The sequence below is a fragment of the Citrobacter sp. Cs237 genome (assembly GCF_030332325.1).
In the GTDB taxonomy this organism is placed as follows: domain Bacteria; phylum Pseudomonadota; class Gammaproteobacteria; order Enterobacterales; family Enterobacteriaceae; genus Citrobacter_A; species Citrobacter_A sedlakii.
Map to the genome: position 1 here is coordinate 1 of NZ_JAOWIB010000044.1, position 21,301 is coordinate 21,301.

General features: G+C 52.2%; 19 protein-coding genes and 1 pseudogene. 9 read left to right on the forward strand and 11 right to left on the reverse strand.

Translation table 11 applies throughout. The features are described from left to right. Positions 1-130 precede the first annotated feature (130 nt). Entirely contained in the window at positions 131-670 is a 540-nt protein-coding gene (gene mobB, locus OGY07_RS01265; protein ID WP_286598212.1) for a molybdopterin-guanine dinucleotide biosynthesis protein MobB, read from the reverse strand. Continuing rightward, on the reverse strand, positions 652-1,236 hold the full coding sequence (gene mobA, locus OGY07_RS01270) for a molybdenum cofactor guanylyltransferase MobA (RefSeq protein WP_181822245.1): 585 nt from the start codon (positions 1,234-1,236) through the stop codon (positions 652-654). The genes mobB and mobA overlap by 19 nt, the downstream gene beginning before the upstream one ends. A 69-nt stretch (positions 1,237-1,305) precedes the next feature. Between mobA and OGY07_RS01275 the strand changes: the two genes are divergently transcribed. From OGY07_RS01275 to dsbA, 3 genes are all read left to right on the forward strand, one after another. After that, positions 1,306-1,575: a YihD family protein gene (locus OGY07_RS01275; protein ID WP_012133952.1), complete on the forward strand. Its 270-nt coding sequence runs from the start codon at positions 1,306-1,308 to the stop codon at positions 1,573-1,575. A 76-nt stretch (positions 1,576-1,651) separates the two neighbouring features. After that, the gene (locus OGY07_RS01280; RefSeq protein WP_199957744.1) at positions 1,652-2,638 is read left to right on the forward strand and encodes a serine/threonine protein kinase; all 987 of its coding nucleotides are present in this window, start codon (positions 1,652-1,654) and stop codon (positions 2,636-2,638) included. Positions 2,639-2,652: 14 nt separating this feature from the next. Next, a complete protein-coding gene (dsbA, locus tag OGY07_RS01285; RefSeq protein WP_042292408.1) occupies positions 2,653-3,276 on the forward strand; it encodes a thiol:disulfide interchange protein DsbA in 624 nt (207 codons plus the stop codon). A gap of 12 nt (positions 3,277-3,288) precedes the next feature. Here dsbA and yihG read toward each other — a convergent pair whose 3' ends face one another. Then, on the reverse strand, positions 3,289-4,224 hold the full coding sequence (gene yihG, locus OGY07_RS01290; protein WP_205613100.1) for a 1-acylglycerol-3-phosphate O-acyltransferase, YihG family: 936 nt from the start codon (positions 4,222-4,224) through the stop codon (positions 3,289-3,291). 363 nt (positions 4,225-4,587) lie between these two features. On the opposite strand from yihG, the gene polA reads away from it, so the two are divergent. Further along, positions 4,588-7,374: a DNA polymerase I gene (gene polA, locus OGY07_RS01295; protein WP_286598223.1), complete on the forward strand. Its 2,787-nt coding sequence runs from the start codon at positions 4,588-4,590 to the stop codon at positions 7,372-7,374. Between the two features lie 166 nt (positions 7,375-7,540). After that, on the forward strand, positions 7,541-7,588 hold the full coding sequence (gene spfP / locus OGY07_RS23425) for a small protein SpfP (protein ID WP_071892919.1): 48 nt from the start codon (positions 7,541-7,543) through the stop codon (positions 7,586-7,588). Positions 7,589-7,707: 119 nt separating this feature from the next. Here spfP and yihA read toward each other — a convergent pair whose 3' ends face one another. Further along, positions 7,708-8,340: a ribosome biogenesis GTP-binding protein YihA/YsxC gene (yihA, locus tag OGY07_RS01300; RefSeq protein ID WP_042292415.1), complete on the reverse strand. Its 633-nt coding sequence runs from the start codon at positions 8,338-8,340 to the stop codon at positions 7,708-7,710. A 212-nt stretch (positions 8,341-8,552) separates the two neighbouring features. Here yihA and OGY07_RS23325 point away from each other — a divergent pair. The 3 genes and pseudogenes from OGY07_RS23325 to hemN all read left to right on the forward strand — a co-directional run bounded on the left by OGY07_RS23325 (position 8,553) and on the right by hemN (position 10,988). After that, positions 8,553-8,805 (forward strand): annotated as a pseudogene (locus OGY07_RS23325) (hypothetical protein). Positions 8,806-8,917: 112 nt separating this feature from the next. After that, a complete protein-coding gene (gene yihI / locus OGY07_RS01305) occupies positions 8,918-9,427 on the forward strand; it encodes a Der GTPase-activating protein YihI (protein WP_042292418.1) in 510 nt (169 codons plus the stop codon). Positions 9,428-9,614: 187 nt separating this feature from the next. Then, positions 9,615-10,988 carry an oxygen-independent coproporphyrinogen III oxidase gene (hemN, locus tag OGY07_RS01310; protein ID WP_200035892.1) on the forward strand — a complete coding sequence of 458 codons (1,374 nt, stop codon included), beginning with the start codon at positions 9,615-9,617 and terminating at the stop codon, positions 10,986-10,988. A gap of 52 nt (positions 10,989-11,040) precedes the next feature. On the opposite strand, the gene OGY07_RS01315 is transcribed toward hemN, so the two are convergent. From OGY07_RS01315 to glnA, 4 genes are all read right to left on the reverse strand, one after another. Further along, positions 11,041-11,151: a YshB family small membrane protein gene (locus OGY07_RS01315; protein WP_090050632.1), complete on the reverse strand. Its 111-nt coding sequence runs from the start codon at positions 11,149-11,151 to the stop codon at positions 11,041-11,043. 112 nt (positions 11,152-11,263) lie between these two features. Further along, entirely contained in the window at positions 11,264-12,673 is a 1,410-nt protein-coding gene (gene glnG / locus OGY07_RS01320; protein WP_042292676.1) for a nitrogen regulation protein NR(I), read from the reverse strand. A gap of 10 nt (positions 12,674-12,683) precedes the next feature. Continuing rightward, the gene (gene glnL, locus OGY07_RS01325) at positions 12,684-13,733 is read right to left on the reverse strand and encodes a nitrogen regulation protein NR(II) (RefSeq protein ID WP_042292424.1); all 1,050 of its coding nucleotides are present in this window, start codon (positions 13,731-13,733) and stop codon (positions 12,684-12,686) included. A gap of 213 nt (positions 13,734-13,946) precedes the next feature. Then, on the reverse strand, positions 13,947-15,356 hold the full coding sequence (gene glnA / locus OGY07_RS01330; protein ID WP_042292427.1) for a glutamate--ammonia ligase: 1,410 nt from the start codon (positions 15,354-15,356) through the stop codon (positions 13,947-13,949). A gap of 377 nt (positions 15,357-15,733) precedes the next feature. On the opposite strand from glnA, the gene typA reads away from it, so the two are divergent. Further along, positions 15,734-17,557 carry a ribosome-dependent GTPase TypA gene (gene typA / locus OGY07_RS01335; protein ID WP_042292429.1) on the forward strand — a complete coding sequence of 608 codons (1,824 nt, stop codon included), beginning with the start codon at positions 15,734-15,736 and terminating at the stop codon, positions 17,555-17,557. Between the two features lie 116 nt (positions 17,558-17,673). Here the strand turns inward: typA and ompL are convergent, their stop codons facing one another. From ompL to OGY07_RS01350, 3 genes are all read right to left on the reverse strand, one after another. Next, on the reverse strand, positions 17,674-18,366 hold the full coding sequence (gene ompL, locus OGY07_RS01340) for a porin OmpL (protein ID WP_060570969.1): 693 nt from the start codon (positions 18,364-18,366) through the stop codon (positions 17,674-17,676). Between the two features lie 66 nt (positions 18,367-18,432). Then, a complete protein-coding gene (locus OGY07_RS01345) occupies positions 18,433-19,851 on the reverse strand; it encodes an MFS transporter (RefSeq protein WP_060570970.1) in 1,419 nt (472 codons plus the stop codon). Positions 19,852-19,893: 42 nt separating this feature from the next. Then, positions 19,894-21,279 (reverse strand): MFS transporter, encoded by a 1,386-nt coding sequence (locus OGY07_RS01350; RefSeq protein WP_286598233.1) that lies wholly within the window; start codon positions 21,277-21,279, stop codon positions 19,894-19,896. Positions 21,280-21,301 lie beyond the last annotated feature (22 nt).

Sequence of the window (21,301 nt, forward strand, 5' to 3'; positions counted from 1 at the left end):
CCCCATGCGAGAGTAGGGAACTGCCAGGCATCAAACAAGTGAAAAGCCCATCCTGACGGATGGGCTTTTTGCGTTTCTGGTACAGGCCATCTCAGCGCAGCGCCATCCGGCACGGGATGGCGGCTTTGCCTTATTCGGGCGACGGCGAGGAATACCCCTTCAGCCAGTCCAAAACAAAGGTGGCGATCTGCGGTATATCATTTATATCCAGAACGGGTACGCTCACGTCAAGCGGCACATCACTGGCAATCGCAATGACATGCTCGTCTACAGCCAGTTCATCCACCCCGTGACCGCATTCCTGGCGGAATAATAGGATCTTCGCCACTGTTTCATGCTTGAACCCTTCTACCAGCACCAGGTCCAGCTTAGAAGCATCCATCTGATTTGCCAGATACGCTAAATCCAACTCTGTTTCTTCTGGCGTTTCAGTCATCAGAGCCCAACGCTGCTGGCTGGCGACCAGGGTTTGCATGGCTCCTGCTTTACGCAGTTCATAACTGTCTTTGCCTGGCTTATCCACGTCCATATTATGATGGGTATGCTTGATCAAACCCGGACGGACGCCGCTGGCGCAAAGCGCTGGAATCAGCTTTTTTAACAGCGTGGTTTTTCCGGTTCCACTCCATGCAGCTATCGCCAGTAAAGGGATTATGGTTTGTCCTGCCATCTGGCAAGTTCCTCAAGTGTATTCACGTTTACGAAAGCTTCTTTGCAATCGCTGAAATCAACGGCATGTCCGCCTGCCTGGCGCATAAAAACCATTACCCGGCGCTCACCAGAGCACAAATACTGCTGCAAAAATGGCTGAACCGAGCGGTTTACCAGCGCGATGGTAGGATGATCCCGCTCGCCATCGTGAACCCATACCACTGGCGCATTGTGTCGCTGATGTCGCAAGCGAGCGACCAAATCATCAGGAATAAACGGCGTGTCGCACGGGCAAAACAGAAACCAGTCGCCTTCCGCCTGCTGAAAAACGGAAAGCATACCGGCGAGCGGACCAGGGTAATCCTCCAGTGAATCGGTGATAACCTTCAGCCCACCGGCGCGATAGCGATCAAGATGGCGGTTTGCGTTCACCATCACACTATCCAGTTGCGATAAGAGCGTATCGGCAACGTGTTTCCACAGCGGCTTCCCTTGCAGTTCAAGTAACCCCTTATCTATTCCGCCCATTCGCCTGGCTTTTCCGCCCGCCAGCACAACCCCTGTTATTGCACTATCCTCATTCACTGATATCGCCTCTTTTATTGTGGGATTGACCCTGCTAACGTGTCTGTCTCAAGAGTAAGGAGCACTACCATGAAATGTAAACGTCTGAATGAAGTTATTGAACTCCTCCAGCCTGCCTGGCAAAAGGAGCCAGACCTGAACCTGCTGCAATTTTTGCAGAAACTGGCCAAAGAGTCAGGTTTTGACGGCGAGCTGGCGGATTTAACTGACGACATTCTGATCTATCACCTGAAAATGCGCGACTCTGCCAAAGACGCCGTTATTCCCGGGATTCAGAAAGACTACGAGGAAGATTTCAAAACGGCGCTGCTGCGCGCACGCGGCGTAATTAAAGAGTAAAAGCTTGTAAGCGGCGCAACCGAAACCGTCATGAAATGATATCCTGAATCATTCAAAGCATTTTCCGGATGATGGGATGAACGATAACGCTTTTACTTTCCAGACATTACACCCGGATACCATCATGGATGCGCTGTTTGAACAGGGGATCCGGGTGGATTCCGGACTGACCCCGCTGAACAGCTACGAAAACCGCGTCTATCAGTTTCAGGATGAAGATCGCCAGCGTTTTGTTGTGAAATTCTATCGCCCTGAGCGCTGGTCCGTTGAACAGATCCTGGAAGAGCATCATTTTGCGCAGGAACTGGTGAATGATGATGTCCCGGTGGCCGCACCGCTGGCCTTTGATGGCCAGACGCTGTTGCATCATCAGGGATTCCACTTCGCCATCTTCCCGAGCGTAGGCGGCCGACAGTTTGAAGCGGATAATATCGATCAGATGGAGTCAGTTGGCCGCTATCTTGGGCGTATGCACCGTACCGGACGACGTCAGCCTTTTACGTTCCGCCCCACCATCGGTCTGGAAGAATACCTCACTGAACCGCGCAAACTGTTTGAGCATGCCGTACTTATTCCCTCCGGACAGAAAGCGGCCTTCCTGAAAGCGACCGATGCGCTGATCGCAGCGGTGACGGATCGCTGGCATACATCGTTTGACATGCTGCGACTGCATGGCGACTGTCATGCCGGGAACATTCTCTGGCGCGATGGGCCTCTGTTTGTGGATTTAGATGATTCCCGTAATGGTCCGGCTATACAGGATCTCTGGATGCTTCTGAATGGAGACAAAGCGGAACAGCGCATGCAGCTGGAAGCGATTATCGAAGCGTATGAAGAATTTAGTGAATTTAATCCGGCTGAAATCGGGCTAATAGAGCCTTTACGCGCGATGCGTTTAGTTTATTATCTGGCCTGGCTGATGCGTCGTTGGGACGATCCTGCCTTTCCTAAGAATTTCCCGTGGTTAACCGGGGAAGATTACTGGCAGCGTCAGACCGCGACGTTCATCGAGCAGACTAAAATCCTGCACGAACCCCCATTACAATTAACACCTATGTATTAATCGGAGACGCAATCATGAAAAAGATTTGGCTGGCGCTGGCTGGTATGGTTTTAGCTTTTAGCGCATCGGCAGCGCAATTCCAGGATGGCAAGCAGTACTCCACACTGGAAAAGCCCGTTGCCGGTGAACCGCAGGTGCTGGAATTCTTCTCTTTTTATTGCCCACACTGCTACCAGTTCGAAGAAGTGCTTCATGTTTCTGATAACGTGAAGAAAAAACTGCCGGAAGGCGTCAAAATGACCAAATACCACGTCGAATTCCTCGGCCCGTTGGGTAAAGATCTGACCCAGGCGTGGGCCGTAGCGATGGCGCTGGGTGTGGAAGATAAAGTAACCGTGCCGATGTTCGAAGCGGTACAGAAAAACCAGACAGTACAAAGCGTAGCGGATATTCGTAAAGTGTTCGTTGATGCTGGCGTTAAGGGTGAAGACTACGACGCGGCGTGGAACAGCTTTGTGGTGAAATCACTGGTCGCACAGCAGGAAAAAGCGGCGGCCGACCTGGAACTGAGTGGCGTTCCGGCGATGTTTGTTAACGGCAAATATCAGGTGAATCCGCAGGGGATGGACACCAGCAGCATGGATATCTTTGTACAGCAGTACGCAGATACCGTGAAATATCTGGTCAGCAAAAAATAATAATAAAGCCGGTCACTGACCGGCTTTATTATTTTCAGCTTTTATTGCCTCTATTTGGGCGTCTTTTTCACTCCACAGCGTATTCAGCCAGCGCTGGAAATGGCGCTTAAAGTCTTTATCGTTAACGTAGTCCCCGTGCAGTTGCCGGGTAACGGGCTGCATATCCACGCGAACCACAATGCGCGTCAGCTTACCTCTCAACATGTCGTAGAAGGGCGTCTGGTCATTCTCCGGGTAGCACAATGTGACATTAAGCAATTTGTCGAACTGGGCGCCCAGCACGTTTAGCGCCATTGCGATCCCCGCGGCTTTAGGCGCCAGCAGATTCTTATACGGTGAACGGGTTTGCTGGCGCTTTTCTTCAGTAAAGCGGGAACCTTCGACAAAATTTACGATGGTTGTCGGATGCGCACGAAATTTCTCGCACGAGCGGCGGGTCGTTTCCACGTCTTTACCGCGCCGCTCCGGGTGGCGCAGCAAATAAGCGCGCGAATAACGCTTCATAAACGGCATATCCAGCGCCCAGCAGGCGAGGCCAATAAAAGGTACCCATGCTAACTGCTGCTTGAGAAAGTACTTATTCATGGGAATGTGTTTACGAAAGAGTACGCAAAGTACCACGATATCTGCCCAGCTATGGTGATTACAAACCAGCAGATACCAGTTTTTCTTGCTCAGCCCTTCCAGACCTTCCACATCCCATTTCAGCCAGGGATTCAGATGTAGCAGCAGCGCCAGCCCTTCGCACCAGCAGTACATCATAAAATTACAAAACAGGGAGACCCTGCGCCAAACGCTGGGGACGGGGAGCAGAAGCTTTACGATTCCAGCAACGATGATCGGCACAGAGCAGATAATAGTGACTAAAATGGTCAGTACGATGCTCAGCAATAACGTCAGCGAAGCGAGCAATCTCGTCATCAATAATGTATTCAAAGGATTAGCCATAAACAGTGCGCTTAAATGCGCAAGGTGGCTGATTTTATCAGAAAACGATCCAAATGACGGTTCTTCGCTGATTCAAAAAAGACGGCTTATCTATCCACATTTCATATTTCACTGAAAAGGTGAGGAAAATTCCTGGATAAATTTATAACCTATTGAAAGTAATATGTAAAATGAGTTATCGCAAAAATATGCATTTGAAATTAAATCGAAGAAAACTAATTATGCACAAAGTTATCCACAGATAATGTTGCGAGCGATCCCGAAGATCGACAAAAGAATTCCTACAAATGCGGCGAAAAACTGATGTTTTCATCCCGTCTGTGGCATCCTTTACCCATAATCTGATAAACAGGCACGGACATTATGGTTCAGATCCCAGAAAACCCACTTATCCTTGTAGATGGCTCCTCTTATCTTTATCGCGCATACCATGCGTTCCCGCCGCTGACCAACAGCGCGGGGGAGCCGACAGGCGCGATGTATGGCGTCCTCAACATGCTGCGCAGCCTGATCCTGCAGTATCAGCCAACGCATGCCGCAGTGGTGTTTGATGCTAAAGGCAAAACCTTCCGTGACGAGTTATTCGAGCATTACAAATCGCATCGCCCACCGATGCCGGATGACCTGCGTGCGCAAATCGAGCCGCTGCACGCGATGGTGAAAGCGATGGGCCTGCCATTATTGGCTGTATCGGGCGTGGAAGCGGACGATGTGATCGGCACCCTCGCGCGCGAGGCCGAGAAGGTGGGCCGTCCGGTGCTGATCAGCACCGGTGATAAAGATATGGCGCAGCTGGTTACGCCCAATATTACGCTGATCAACACCATGACCAACACGATTCTGGGCCCGGAGGAAGTGGTCAATAAATATGGCGTACCGCCAGAGCTTATCATCGACTTTCTGGCGCTGATGGGCGATTCCTCGGACAACATACCGGGCGTACCGGGGGTCGGCGAGAAGACCGCCCAGGCGCTGCTCCAGGGGCTGGGAGGACTTGATACTCTCTATGCCGAGCCGGAGAAAATCGCCGGACTGACCTTTCGCGGGGCGAAAACGATGGCGGGTAAACTTGAGCAAAATAAAGAAGTTGCTTATCTCTCTTACCAGCTGGCAACCATTAAAACCGACGTCGAACTGGAACTGACCTGTGAACAACTGGCTGTACAGCAGCCGATTGCCGATGAGCTGCTGGGCCTGTTCCGCAAATACGAGTTCAAACGCTGGACCGCCGATGTCGAGGCTGGAAAATGGCTGCAAGCGAAGGGCGCGAAGCCTGCGGCTAAACCGCAAGAGACGATTGTGATTGATGAAGCCGCTGACGTGCCTGCCGCCGCGCTCTCTTATGACAACTACGTCACCATCCTTGATGAAGCGACGCTGAAAACGTGGATCGCGAAGTTGAAAAAAGCGCCTGTGTTCGCTTTTGATACTGAAACGGACAGCCTTGATAACCTCACCGCCAACCTGGTGGGACTGTCGTTTGCTATTGAACCCGGCGTGGCGGCGTATGTTCCGGTTGCGCATGATTATCTGGATGCGCCGGATCAGATCGCCCGTGACCGCGCGCTGGAACTGCTCAAGCCGCTGCTGGAAGACGAAAATGTCCGCAAGGTTGGGCAAAACCTGAAATACGATCGCGGCATTCTGGCGAACTATGGCATCGAACTGCGCGGCATTGCCTTTGATACCATGCTGGAGTCCTACATCCTGAACAGCGTGGCCGGACGTCACGATATGGACAGCCTCTCCGATCGCTGGCTGAAACACAAAACCATCACCTTCGAAGAGATTGCTGGCAAAGGCAAAAATCAGCTGACCTTTAACCAGATTGCCCTGGAAGAGGCGGGGCGCTACGCGGCAGAAGATGCGGACGTCACGTTACAACTGCATCTGAAAATGTGGCCAGAACTTCAGCAGCATAAAGGACCGCTGAACGTTTTTGAAAACATCGAAATGCCGCTGGTGCCGGTGCTTTCCCGCGTTGAGCGCAACGGTGTGATGATCGACCCGGCGGTTCTGCACAAGCATTCAGAAGAGATTACGCTGCGTCTGGCGGAGCTGGAGCAGAAAGCGCACGACATCGCAGGAGAAGCGTTTAATCTTTCTTCAACCAAACAACTGCAAACCATCCTGTTTGAAAAACAGGGGATCAAGCCGTTGAAGAAAACCCCAGGAGGCGCGCCGTCAACGTCGGAAGAAGTGCTGGAAGAGCTGGCGCTGGATTACCCACTGCCGAAGGTGATACTGGAGTATCGTGGCCTGGCGAAGCTGAAATCGACCTACACTGACAAACTGCCGTTAATGATTAACCCGAAAACCGGGCGCGTACATACGTCGTATCATCAGGCCGTCACCGCAACCGGGCGTTTATCGTCCACCGACCCGAACCTGCAAAATATTCCGGTACGTAACGAAGAAGGACGTCGTATCCGTCAGGCGTTCATCCCGCCGAAGGACTACGTTATTGTGTCTGCCGACTATTCGCAGATTGAACTGCGCATTATGGCGCATCTGTCGCGTGACAAAGGGCTGCTGACCGCGTTTGCGGAAGGCAAAGATATCCACCGCGCCACCGCGGCGGAAGTGTTTGGCCTGCCGCTGGACACCGTGACGAATGAACAGCGTCGCAGCGCGAAAGCGATCAACTTTGGCCTGATCTACGGCATGAGCGCCTTTGGTCTGGCGCGCCAGCTCAACATTCCGCGCAAGGAAGCGCAGAAGTATATGGATCTCTACTTCGAGCGTTATCCTGGCGTTCTGGAGTATATGGAGCGTACGCGTGCCCAGGCGAAAGAGCAGGGCTACGTTGAAACGCTGGAGGGCCGCCGTCTCTATCTGCCGGATATTAAGTCCAGCAACGGCGCGCGCCGCGCAGGTGCTGAGCGTGCGGCGATCAACGCCCCGATGCAGGGCACCGCCGCCGATATCATCAAGCGTGCGATGATTGCCGTTGATGCCTGGCTGGAAAGCGAGCAGCCGCGCGTTCGCATGATCATGCAGGTGCACGATGAACTGGTGTTCGAAGTGCATAAAGACGACCTGGATGCTGTGTCGAAGCAGATCCACCAATTGATGGAAAACTGTACGCGCATTGACGTACCGTTGCTGGTGGAAGTCGGTAGCGGTGAAAACTGGGATCAGGCGCACTAAGAGGACGCGGAATAACTCACCTTTTTCGTAAGTAAGCAACATAAGCGGAAGCATTTTGTGATGAGTATTGGAATTCCTTATGTAAAGAATGAAAAAAAATTACAAAAAGTGCTTTCTGAGCTGCTTAAAAAAGAGTAAAGTTATTCGCGTAGGGTACAGAGGTAAGATGTTCTATCTTTCAGACCTTTTACTTCACGTAATCGGATTTGGCTGAATATTTTAGCCGCCCCAGTCAGTTTCTGACTGGGGCGTTTTTTATTGCGTTCTTTCTGCTATAAAGATGAGTCCGTAGGCCGGATAAGGCATTCACGCCGCTATCCGGCATGACGAAACTTACGCTTCGTCCTGTACGTCTTCTACCGGCGCCAAATCGCTAAACCAACTGTCCAGTTTCTGCCGCAACTTATCCACGCCCTGTTTCTTCAGCGACGAAAACGCTTCAACCTGTACATCGCCATTAAAAGCCAGCACTGCTTCGCGTACTTTATTTAACTGCGCCTTACGCGCGCCGCTTGCCAGTTTGTCCGCTTTGGTCAGCAGAACCAGTACCTGGATATTGCTTTCAACCGCCCATTGAATCATTTGCTGATCGAGATCTTTCAGCGGATGGCGAATGTCCATTAGCACAACCAGACCCTGCAGGCTCTGACGTTTTTCAAGATACTCACCCAGCGCGCGCTGCCATTTACGCTTCATTTCCTCTGGTACTTCGGCGTAGCCATAGCCAGGCAGGTCAACGAGGCGTTTACCGTCGACCACTTCAAACAGGTTAATAAGCTGGGTACGGCCAGGCGTTTTTGATGTCCGCGCCAGGCTTTTTTGATTGGTCAGCGTATTCAGCGCACTGGATTTGCCTGCGTTAGAACGGCCAGCAAAAGCCACTTCAATTCCGGTGTCGGAAGGTAAATGGCGAATATCAGGCGCACTCATCACAAAATGCGTCTGTTGATAATTCAAGTTAATCAAAGCGGTCGTCTCCGTCAGTCAAAGCTTTGCGGCGATTATACCTGAACGGCAGCAAAAGACGGATTTTTCGGCGCGCGACGTCTGTAAGCAAAAACCCTGTGCTTTGTGAGACATTGCCGACAATTCTTATACGAAATTTAGGCATAATTGCAGGGCTGAAAATCAATTAAATTAGCTAAATCAATCTATTAACGTTGTGTAATAATCTGAAAATGTCTGTATTACACGCCCGATGGCTTGTCTGTTTTCGTCAAAAGAGTAGAGTATTACTTATAGCGAGGACGCTGGAAGGATAAACGACTCAGGATGAGGGTCAGGAGCGCCAGGAGGCGAAGACACAGGATTGTCAGGAAGACAGACGTCCGGAGACGTTGAGATTACGGAAATGGAAAAGACACGGAACGTTCCAGGCTGAAGGAAAAACAGGGTGCGTTGAGAGCCGACACGGAATGTAGAACCCGTTAAGGGTTGTGAGTCAGGTTAAAAGGCGACAGAGCAATCTGTCGCCTTTTTTCTTTATTTCTGCTAGATTCCGGCGCAAATGTATACTGAATAAAACAGCCAAAGACGAATCACTATGAAATCCACATCTACACCACGCGGCAAAGGGCCTGCAAAGGCGCGCCGTAAAACCCGCGAAGAGCTGAATCAGGAAGCTCGCGACCGCAAGCGCCAGAAAAAACACCGTGGTCACGCGGCGGGTAGTCGTGCGACGGGTGGCGACGCGGCGACGGGCGCAAAAAACCAGAAAAAAGCAAAAGATCCACGTATTGGCAGTAAAACCCCCATTCCATTGGGCGTGACGGAAAAAGTCACCAAACAGCACAAACCGAAGAGCGAGAAACCTATGCTTTCACCGCAGGCTGAGTTGGATTTACTGGAAACGGATGAGCGCCTGGATGCGCTGTTAGAACGTCTGGAAGCTGGCGAAACCCTGAGCGCCGAAGATCAGAGCTGGGTGGATGCCAAACTGGATCGCATCGACGAACTGATGCAGAAGCTGGGCCTCTCCTACGATGATGACGAAGAAGAGGAAGAAGACGAGCAGCAGGAAGATATGATGCGCCTGCTTCGCGGGGGTAACTGACGGTTTACACCGTGGGCCTTCCCGTCCTGCTTATAACCCTTCCGGTTATATGTTATCTGGTGTGGTTATTCGTTAAACTACAACGGTTGTCGCGGCGACAAAAGTGGCTGCGCAACCGGCTTATCACTCGCAATGGAGTGAGGCCGGTACGCCGTACCCGCCAGAGACGCCATCGGAAGGAGTGAGCATGTCTGAACAACAAATAGACTGGGATCTGGCCCTGATCCAGAAATATAACTATTCCGGGCCACGATATACCTCGTACCCGACCGCGCTCGAGTTTTCTGAAGCGTTTGATGAGCAGGCATTCTTGCAGGCCGTTGCGCGTTATCCTGAGCGTCCGCTCTCGCTGTACGTCCACATTCCGTTTTGCCACAAACTCTGTTACTTCTGCGGTTGCAATAAGATTGTCACCCGCCAGCAGCACAAAGCCGATCAGTATCTGGATGCCCTGGAACAGGAAATTCTGCACCGCGCGCCCTTGTTTGCTGGTCGGCAGGTTAGCCAACTGCACTGGGGCGGCGGTACGCCAACCTATCTGAATAAAGCGCAAATCAGCCGCTTAATGACTCTGCTGCGCGATAATTTCCATTTCAACGCCGATGCGGAAATCTCGATCGAAGTTGATCCGCGCGAAATTGAACTGGATGTGCTCGATCATTTACGTGCGGAAGGCTTTAACCGTCTGAGCATGGGGGTGCAGGACTTCAATAAAGAGGTGCAGCGTCTGGTCAACCGCGAACAGGACGAAGAGTTTATCTTTGCGCTGCTTCACCATGCCCGTGAAATCGGTTTTACCTCCACCAATATTGACCTGATTTATGGTTTGCCGAAACAAACGCCGGAAAGCTTCGCTTTTACTCTGAAGCGGGTGGCGGAACTGAATCCGGATCGGCTGAGCGTCTTTAACTACGCGCATCTGCCGACGCTGTTTGCCGCCCAGCGTAAGATTAAAGACGCGGATCTGCCGAGTGCTCAGCAGAAGCTGGATATTCTCCAGCAGACCATCGCCTCGCTGACAGAGAGCGGCTATCAGTTCATTGGCATGGATCACTTTGCCCGTCCGGACGATGAGCTGGCGATTGCCCAGCGTGAAGGCGTTTTGCATCGTAATTTCCAGGGCTACACCACCCAGGGCGATACTGACCTGTTGGGGATGGGCGTTTCCGCCATCAGTATGATTGGCGACTGCTATGCGCAGAACCAGAAAGAGCTTAAGCACTATTATCAGCACGTGGATGAACAGGGAAATGCGCTGTGGCGCGGCATAGCCCTGACGCGTGACGACTGTATTCGTCGTGATGTCATCAAGTCGCTGATTTGCAATTTCCGTCTCGACTATTCTGCCGTTGAACAGCAATGGGATCTCAATGTCGCCGACTACTTCGCGGAAGATCTGAAACTGCTGGCGCCGTTGGCGAAAGATGGGTTGGTGGATGTGAATGCGAAAGGGATTAAGGTGACGGCGAAAGGCCGTTTGCTGATTCGCAACATTTGCATGTGCTTCGATGCTTATCTACGTCAGAAAGCGCGGATGCAGCAATTCTCGCGGGTGATTTAAGCCGAACAGTAAAGAGTTAGCCGGATAAGCGTAAGCGTTATCCGGCACTCCGTTAGCTGAACAGCCCAACCAGCGCCGCGCACAGTACTGCGGCGACCGCAGTTTGTGGCGTATGGCTGTCGACCGCTCCGCTTGATAGCAGATTTATAATCGATTCCAGCATAATGTGTCCCCCGTTTGCCGGGCACGATCATACTCAACTCATCGGAACAGTAAAGCGCAAAATAACGGCAATTTGCGCTCAATTATTAATCTTTACACGCGCGCGCCGACGCTTACTCCATTCCCAGCTCTTTTAACTTCCGCGTCAGGGTATTTCGACCCCAGCCGAGCAGTCGCGCGGCTTCCTGCTTATGCCCCTGGGTGTGGCGTAACGCAGTTGTCAGCAGGGTGCGCTCCATTTCCGGCTGCGCTTCAGACAGCAGGTTTTGATGACCGGAACGCAGCGCCCGATCCGCCCACTGCGCCAGCAGGGTCGCCCAACTGTCTGGCTGCAAGTGGGAAGGGCTGTCTGGCACTGTCGCTTCAAACAGCTCGCCTGGCAGGTCCTGGATCAACACCTCCTGACCTGCCGCCATCACCGTTAACCAACGGCAGGTATTTTCCAGTTGTCGAACGTTGCCCGGCCACGCCAGACGCGTCAGCGCGGCTTCGGTTTCCGGGTGCAGCAGTTTAGCTTCAACGCCAAGTTCACGCGCCGCGACCTGAAGGAAGTGGCGGGCGAGTCGTGGAATGTCCTCCCGCCGTTCGCGCAGCGGCGGCAGATGAACGCGTATCACGTTCAAACGGTGGAACAGGTCTTCACGAAATTTACCTTCCTGTACCCGCTGTTCGAGGTTCTGGTGCGTGGCGGCGATGATTCGCACATCCACCTTCACCGGCGCATAGCCGCCTACGCGGTAAAACTGACCGTCAGCCAGCACGCGCAGCAAGCGTGTCTGCACATCCAGCGGCATATCGCCGATCTCATCAAGAAATAGCGTACCGCCATCGGCCTGCTCAAAGCGACCCTGACGAATGGTGTTCGCGCCGGTAAACGCCCCTTTTTCATGACCAAACAGCTCGGATTCAATCAGGTCCTTTGGGATCGCCGCCATGTTCAGCGCGATAAACGGCGCTTTCGCCCGTGGGCTATGGCGATGCAGCGCGTGGGCGACCAGTTCTTTACCGGTTCCGGACTCACCATTAATCAGCACGCTGATAGAAGAACGGGACAGCCGCCCGATAATGCGGAACACGTCCTGCATGGCGGGCGCTTCGCCGATGATATCGGTGGTGGGGCCGTTGATCTGAATATTGCGCGGCTGCTGCTGTTCCTGATAATGGCTGATGGCGCGCTCAACCAGCGCGACGGCCTCGTCGATATCAAACGGTTTTGGCAGGTAATCAAACGCGCCCTGCTGATAGGCGCTGACGGCGGCATCCAGATCAGAATGCGCAGTCATTATGATGACCGGAAGCATTGGATGGCGCTGCTTGATCTGCTTTAACAACGCCAGCCCGTCCATGCCAGGCATCCGAATGTCGGACAACAATACATCCGGCGTTTTACTCGCCAGTGCGTTCAGTACATCGTTACCGTTTTCAAATGTGGTGCAACTCAGACCCGCCCCAGCGAGAGCACGTTCAAGCACCCAACGGATGGAACTATCGTCATCGACTACCCAGACTATTCCTCGTTGCATAAACGTCACCTTATTTCCTGATAGGCAGATAAACCGAAAACTCGGTGTGCCCTGGCCAACTGGTAAATTCAATTTTGCCGGAATGTTGATCGATCAAATTGCGGGCGATGGATAAGCCCAGCCCGGTGCCGCCTTCGCGACCGCTGACCATCGGATAAAACAACGTGTCCTGTAAATGGGAAGGGATCCCCGGCCCGTTGTCTTCCACGTCAATACGCGCCGCAAGACGGTAGCGCTCGCCGTGCAGCGTAAGCTGGAAGGCGGTACGGGTGCGCAGCACGATCTCTCCGCCCTCCGGTCCCAGCGCCTGTAATGCGTTGCGAACAATATTCAACAGCACCTGTTCGATCTGCTCCGGGTCGTGCGGCAACTCCGGCAGGCTGGGGTCGTAATCGCGGATCAGCGTGACGTTATCCGGTAGCTCCATCGACACCAGCGCTACCACACGCTCCGCCACCTTATGAATACTCTCCGTGACATGGGTGCCTGGCATCTGCGGACCTAACAACCGGTCGACCAGGTTACGCAGCCTGTCGGCCTGCTCAATGATCACTTTGGTGTATTCCAGCAGCGCCGGGTCAGGCAGGGCTTTACTCAACAGTTGCGCCGCGCCGCGTAAGCCGCCGAGCGGGTTTTTTATCTCATGGGCCAGCCCACGTACCAGATCGCGTGCGGCGACCTGCTGAGCGTGCTGAAGCTGCTCCTGGCTCAGACGGCGCTGATTATCCATCGGCGCCATCTCCAGTAAAATCTGGCCGTCCGGCATACGCTGCGCGGTGACGGAAAGAATATGCGAACGCCCGTCAATCACCAGCGTCACTTCGTTATCCGTAAAACCTTGTCCCGCCTCTAAACTCTCGCGCATGAGTTCAAGATTTAAGGAGAAATAGCTCAGGAGTTCAGGAAGCGGCGTACCAAACAGTTTGCGTGAGCTTTGAGCGAGCAACTGTTGAGCAGCCGGGTTGGCGTAGTGTACCGCCAGCTCATCGTCGACCAGCAAGATGCTGTTGATAAGCGAATTGAGGATCTGCCCAGCATCGGGCGGCGTGCCTGTTGCCATACAGCAGTCTCCTGACAGTCTGCACCATTTTAGTGCATTATAGCTTTTACGCAGAAAAAGCGCGAAGGATCAGGTTGTTGGCGGAGAAAAAAGCCCATCAGATGATGGGCTACAGATTGCTGACAACCTTCACGCCGAATGGCGGCGATGAGGGTCGACATCAGTCTTAAACCTGCCGGAGCAGGCAAAAGTTTCCACGGCAACTTAAAACGATTAAACGCTGTAGTACAGCTCAAACTCTACCGGGTGCGGCGTCATGCGTACGCGGTCGTTTTCTTCGCGGCGCAGGGCGATGTAGGCATCGATAGCTTCATCGGTAAAGACGCCACCCGCTTTCAGGAACTCGCGGTCCAGATCCAGCTCGTTGAGGGCTTCTTCCAGAGAACCAGCAACCTGCGGGATCTCTTTCGCTTCTTCCGGCGGCAGGTCGTACAGGTTTTTGTCCATCGCTTCGCCTGGGTGGATCTTGTTCTTGATACCGTCAAGACCCGCCATCAGCAGGGCGGCAAAGCACAGGTACGGGTTCGCCGCCGGGTCCGGGAAACGCACTTCGATACGACGCGCTTTCGGAGAAGCCACTACCGGGATACGGATAGATGCGGAACGGTTACGCGCGGAGTAGGCCAGCATGACTGGCGCTTCGTAGCCCGGAACCAGACGCTTGTAGGAGTTGGTGGTCGGGTTCGCCAGGGCGTTGATCGCTTTCGCGTGTTTGATCACGCCGCCGATGTAGTACAGCGCCTGCTCGGACAGACCGGCATACTTGTCGCCAGAGAACAGGTTGGTGCCGTTTTTCGACAGCGACATGTGGCAGTGCATCCCGGAACCGTTATCACCGAACATCGGTTTTGGCATAAAGGTCGCGGTTTTACCGAAGCGGTGCGCAACGTTGTGAACCACATATTTGTAAATCTGAATTTCGTCCGCTTTTTTGGTCATGGTATTGAAGCGGGTTGCCACTTCGTTCTGGCCTGCGGTTGCCACTTCATGGTGGTGCGCTTCAACGACCAGACCCATCTGCTCCATCACCAGGCACATTTCAGAACGGATATCCTGAGCGGAGTCTACTGGCGGAACCGGGAAGTAACCGCCTTTCACTGCCGGACGGTGGCCTTTGTTGCCGCCTTCATACTGGGTGGCAGAGTTCCAGGCGCCTTCGATATCGTCAATAGCGACATGGGAACCGGAGATAGAGCTGCCGAAACGGATGTCGTCAAACAGGAAGAATTCCGGTTCTGGCCCGAACAGCACCGTGTCGGCGATGCCGGTAGAACGCAGGTAGTCTTCCGCGCGCTTGGCGATAGAACGCGGATCGCGGTCATAGCCCTGCAGCGTACCCGGTTCCAGGATGTCACAACGAATGATCAAGGTAGAGTCTGCGAAGAACGGGTCGATAACCGCAGTAGAGGCGTCCGGCATCAGCACCATGTCAGATTCGTTGATACCTTTCCAGCCACCAATCGAGGAGCCGTCAAACATTTTGCCTTCTTCAAAGAATTCGGCATTCACCTGATGAGCAGGGATTGTGACGTGCTGTTCTTTACCTTTGGTATCAGTGAAGCGCAGATCGACAAACTTCACTTCGTGCTCATTCAGCATCGTCAAAACGTGTTCAGCGGACATACTTAACTCTCCAGATTGGTCATGGTCGTCGTGGTAACGAGGTGTTCAATTCTTTCATCATTTGGCCGTGTCGCCGTAAAAATGATAAAGCGAAATCTGTGCCAACTTTTAAATTGCCCCTAAAAGGCGTTATCATGCGCACCATCGTGCAAAAGGGCTGCACCATACTGCGTATGTTGCACCAAAATAGTGCTTTAATGTGAACATTAAGCACCATGTTGGTGCAATGCACAATGAATAACCCTTTTAACGCTCCGTGAAAGCGATCACAAAGAAACTCTGCAATACTTGTTTGCGGAGGATGTTTGTGATCCTGTTTTGTAGTGCGATTAATCCGTGTACAATAACGCGCTATTTCTAATGCCTGAGGCAAAGTTGTGATCGAAAATTTGCGTAACATCGCCATCATCGCGCACGTTGACCATGGTAAAACTACCCTGGTTGATAAGCTGCTGCAGCAATCCGGTACGTTCGACTCTCGTGCCGAAACTCAAGAGCGTGTGATGGACTCCAACGATTTGGAGAAAGAGCGTGGGATTACTATCCTCGCGAAAAACACCGCTATTAAATGGAATGATTACCGTATCAACATCGTTGATACCCCTGGGCACGCAGACTTCGGTGGTGAAGTTGAGCGTGTCATGTCCATGGTCGACTCCGTGCTGCTGGTGGTTGACGCATTTGACGGCCCGATGCCGCAGACGCGCTTCGTGACCAAAAAAGCCTTTGCTCATGGCCTGAAGCCTATCGTGGTTATCAACAAAGTTGACCGTCCTGGCGCGCGTCCGGACTGGGTTGTCGATCAGGTATTCGACCTGTTTGTAAACCTTGACGCGACCGACGAACAGCTGGACTTCCCGATCATTTACGCATCCGCCCTGAACGGTATCGCTGGTCTGGATCACGAAGATATGGCGGAAGACATGACTCCGCTGTACCAGGCGATCGTTGACCACGTACCTGCGCCGGACGTTGACCTTGACGGTCCGTTCCAGATGCAGATCTCCCAGCTCGACTACAACAACTACGTTGGCGTTATCGGCATTGGCCGTATCAAACGCGGCAAAGTGAAGCCGAACCAGCAGATCACTATCATTGATAGCGAAGGTAAAACCCGTAACGGTAAAGTCGGTAAGGTACTGACTCACCTGGGTCTGGAGCGTATCGACAGCGATCTGGCGGAAGCAGGCGACATCATTGCCATCACCGGTCTGGGTGAGCTGAACATCTCTGACACCATTTGCGATCCGCAGAATGTGGAAGCGCTGCCTGCGCTGTCTGTTGACGAACCGACTGTCACCATGTTCTTCAACGTCAACACCTCGCCATTCTGTGGTAAAGAAGGTAAATACGTTACCTCTCGTCAGATCCTTGACCGTCTGAACAAAGAACTGGTACACAACGTTGCGCTGCGCGTTGAAGAAACCGAAGATGCGGACGCGTTCCGTGTATCCGGTCGCGGTGAACTTCACCTGTCTGTTCTTATCGAAAACATGCGTCGTGAAGGTTTCGAAATGGCGGTTTCCCGTCCGAAAGTTATCTTCCGTGAAATCGATGGCCGTAAACAAGAGCCGTTCGAGAACGTGACGCTGGACGTTGAAGAACAGCACCAGGGTTCCGTGATGCAGGCGCTGGGCGAGCGTAAAGGCGACCTGAAAAACATGAATCCGGATGGCAAAGGCCGCGTGCGTCTCGACTACGTGATCCCAAGCCGTGGCCTGATCGGCTTCCGTTCCGAATTCATGACCATGACGTCCGGTACCGGTCTGCTGTACTCCACCTTCAGCCACTACGACGACGTGCGTCCGGGTGAAGTGGGCCAGCGTAACAACGGCGTACTGATCTCCAACGGTCAGGGTAAGGCGGTGGCGTTTGCGCTGTTCGGTCTGCAGGATCGCGGTAAGCTGTTCCTGGGACACGGTGCGGAAGTTTATGAAGGCCAAATCATCGGTATTCACAGCCGTTCCAACGACCTGACGGTAAACTGCCTGACCGGTAAGAAACTGACCAACATGCGTGCGTCCGGTACGGACGAAGCAACGGTTCTGGTTCCGCCGGTTAAGATGACCCTGGAGCAGGCGCTGGAATTCATCGATGATGACGAACTGGTAGAAGTGACGCCACAGTCTATCCGTATTCGTAAGCGTCATCTGACGGAAAACGATCGCCGTCGCGCGATGCGCGGTCCGAAAGAAGAGTAATCCCGACTGAATCCCGATGGCGCTTCGCTAATCGGGTTATAACGGGTTGGCTGGATTAGGCGTTTACGTTACTCTCCAGCAAACAAAAAAGCCGCTGAATTTCAGCGGCTTTTTTATCAGAAGAAATACTTCGCGCCAATACGTATCTGGTTTTGTTCCCGGTGATAGGGCTCGACGTTACGGTCCAGCCAGCGTAACTCTAAGTACGGCAACCAGTGCGCGTTGATACGATAGCGGAAGGTATTGGTTATTTCCCAATGATGGTCTTTACCGTTGCTGCTGTTGAAATCATTCACCCGTATAAAATAGTGTGGCTCGAAGGTATAAGAGAATTTGTCGGTAATCATAAAATTCCAGTAATTACCGATCTCATAGGTATCATTATTATCCAGCTCGCCGTTTAAATCGGCGGAGCTGTAATTGTTGTGGTTATAGCGGTTGCGTACTGTCAGGTTAAACCAGGGGGTAAATTTATAATTCACATCCAAATAAACAGCACCGCTGGAACCAATACTTTTATCGGTAATCAATCCACCGGGCTGGATAGTGAGTTTATCCGTTGGCTTAAACAGCGGATACCAGCCTTCAATCTCGTTATAGCCATGCTTGAGTTCATCGGTGCGTTGCAGGGTATAAGTGTTGGTGAGCATAATACCTGCGCCCGTATCGGAGTTATAGCCCACGCGCAGCATGAACTCCATCTGATCGGAAGCTAGGTTGTACGCCTCACGATTTTCGACATAGGCGCCAGCAAAAACAGAGGTGGATATCACCGAAGACAACAGCATCATTGTGTTTAGTGTTTTCATCATAAATCCATTTTATAAGCGTAGGGAAGCCGCCATCCCTAAAATGGAAATAGCGGCGGGCTCTGATTAAATATCTACAGTAGCGATGTCTTTATTATTATGTGAAAGGCTTTCAGGATGTTTGGTTTTTTTCCGTTGATTAATTTCCTCAATAATAAAAGCGAAACGCGCTTCGTTCAGTTTATAGAAGAACCCCATGGTTAATGCGGCAATAATTGCCAGCCCGCAAGGCCAGAGAAATATCAACTGGCGTAAACCCAACAGCGTGGCATCGCTTTGCGCGATATTGGGGATATAGCCAATCTGAGTGAGCATGATCCCTGGTAAGAATCCTGCCAGCGCCGCGGAGATCTTGCGCGAAAAGGTATAACCGGTGTACACCGAACCTTCCGCGCGAATGCCTGTTTTCCACTCACCGTAGTCCACCGTATCCGGGACTAGCGCCCAGTTCAGGCTGTTTACAAAGGCAGTACCGAAAAAGGCGATGCAGGAGAAAATAATAAAGGTCAGCGAGGTACTGCCCCAGAAATAATTAAGGATATCACCTAGTGCCCACAGCACCATCCCGCCCAGATAGACTTGCTTTTTGCCAAAACATTTTACAGTCCAGGGGACGAGAATAACGCCCACTAAAACGCATCCCATGCTAAAGAATCCCATCCACGATAACAGATGGATATCGTTCAGTACGTATTGCGCGTAATAAACCTGAATCGCTAACTTAATGTTGAAGGCGGCCAGTGTGCATAGATTCGCCAGGCAGAGCACAAATAAAGGGGGATTGCGGAATATGGCGTAAAACGATTTAAAGATGCTGATTTTATGTTCTGTTGACGGCCGCTCGATGTAATGTTCTTTAACGCCTTTGAAGCACAGCAGCATAAATCCAAAACCGCAAACGGAAAAAATTAACGCCGCGCAGACGTAGCCCAACGAGGTCGACGAAAATAATGCCTGTAAAGGCATAAACGCCACGGTGCAGACGAGTAAACCCAGCGTTGCGCCTCCCTGACGAAAGGCAGCCAGTTGAGCCCGTTCATGTGAGTTTTTGGTTATCGCGGGAATCATCGCGCCATATGCACAATTCATCAGGCTGTAAAACAGGCCAAACAACATAAACAGACCGGTGGCAATCGCCGTTTTCACTGGCAAACTAAATGTCGTGGCAATGAACTGTACCGTCGTAATAATAGTGGTCGGAATCGCCGCATATAAGATAAATGGCCTGAATTTTCCCATTGGACCAATATTTTTCCGCGAATCTAACAGAATACCGGTTAGCATATCGGTGAAGGCGGTAAAGAATTTCGCCACCAGGAAAATAATCCCGCCGTACCATGCAGGCATTGCCAGTTCATCGGTGTAAAATTTCAACAGATATAGCGTGCCGATGCTTAACATCAGATTGGAACCAATATCGCCCAGTCCGTAGGCGATTTTTTCCCGTAGGCTTAGTTTACGTGTTAGCGGATCGTGATCAGACATAATAAATCCCCGTAGCGCCCCGCAGGGCGCCATTCATTATCATTATGCGGTTGCGCGTTTACGGGCTTCGATTTCATCAACGATGCGGATGTACATTTTTTCATTGAGGTTATAGAAACAGCCCATCGCGATGATAGTGACAACCGCCAGCGCGCACGGATAAATAAAGATCAGCTGGCGTAACCCTTCGACCGTCCCTGCAGACTGCACCACGTTCGGCACATAGCCGATTTGCGTCAGCATCCAGCCGGGGAAAAAGCCCGCCAGCGCCTGCGAAACTTTACGGAAGAAGGTGAATCCGGTGTACACCGTCCCTTCTGAACGCACGCCGGTGCGCCATTCGCCGTATTCCACCGTGTCGGACACCAGCGCCCAGTTCAGGCTGTTGACGAAAGCGGAGCCAAAGAATGCCAGGCACGAGAAGGCGACAAAACTGACCGAACCGCCGCCGAAGAAATAGTTCAGTAAATCTCCGGCGACCCAAATCAGCAGGCCGCCGATGTAGACCTTTTTCTTGCCAAAGCGGCGTACCATTCCCGGCATCAAAAACACACCAATGAAGATACAGCCCATGCTGAAGAAGCCCATCCACGAGAGCAGAATCGGATCGTTCAGCACGTACTGGGTGTAATAGACCTGGATCGCCAGCTTGACGTTGAACGCGCCCAAGGTGCACAGGTTGGCGATACAGAGAATAAACAGCGGACGGTTACCGGCGATGGCGCGGAAAGACTGCAACAGCCCCGGTTTTTGCGTCGCGTCAGCCGGTTTCACCTCGACATAACGCTCTTTGACGCCAGCATAGCACCACCACATAAAGAACAGACCAAACAGCGAAAACAGGGTGGCGGCAAAGATATAACTTAACTGCGCGTTGCCTTCGATCAGGTTCATCACTGGCACAAACCCGACCGTACAAAGCAGCAGGCCCAACGTAGCGCCGCCCTGGCGCCAGGCGGCAAGCGAGGCGCGTTCGTCCGGGTTTTTGGTAATCGCAGGCACCATTGCGCCGTAAGAGCAGTTCATCATGCTGAAGAACAGTCCATACAGCATAAACAGTACCGTCGCCATCACCGTTTTCCCGGTAATTTCAAAGGGCGTGCTGACAAAGTTGGCGATAGCCAGCAGCGTCACCGGAAACGCGGCATACAGCACGAAAGGACGGAATTTACCCTTTGGACCGATTTTACGCCGCGAATCGAGCATAATCCCGGTTCCCATATCGGTAAATGCGGTAAAAAATTTTGCGATAAGGAAAATGATCCCGCCGTACGTCCCCGGTAAACCTAAGACATCGGTATAAAACTTAAGTAAATAAAGCGTACCGATATCCAACAGGATATTAGACCCTAAATCACCTATTCCATAGGCGACTTTTTCTTTAAATGGCAAACGTAATGTTGCTGGGTTGGCTGTATTTTGACTCATGATTATCCCTCATTCGCCCGCG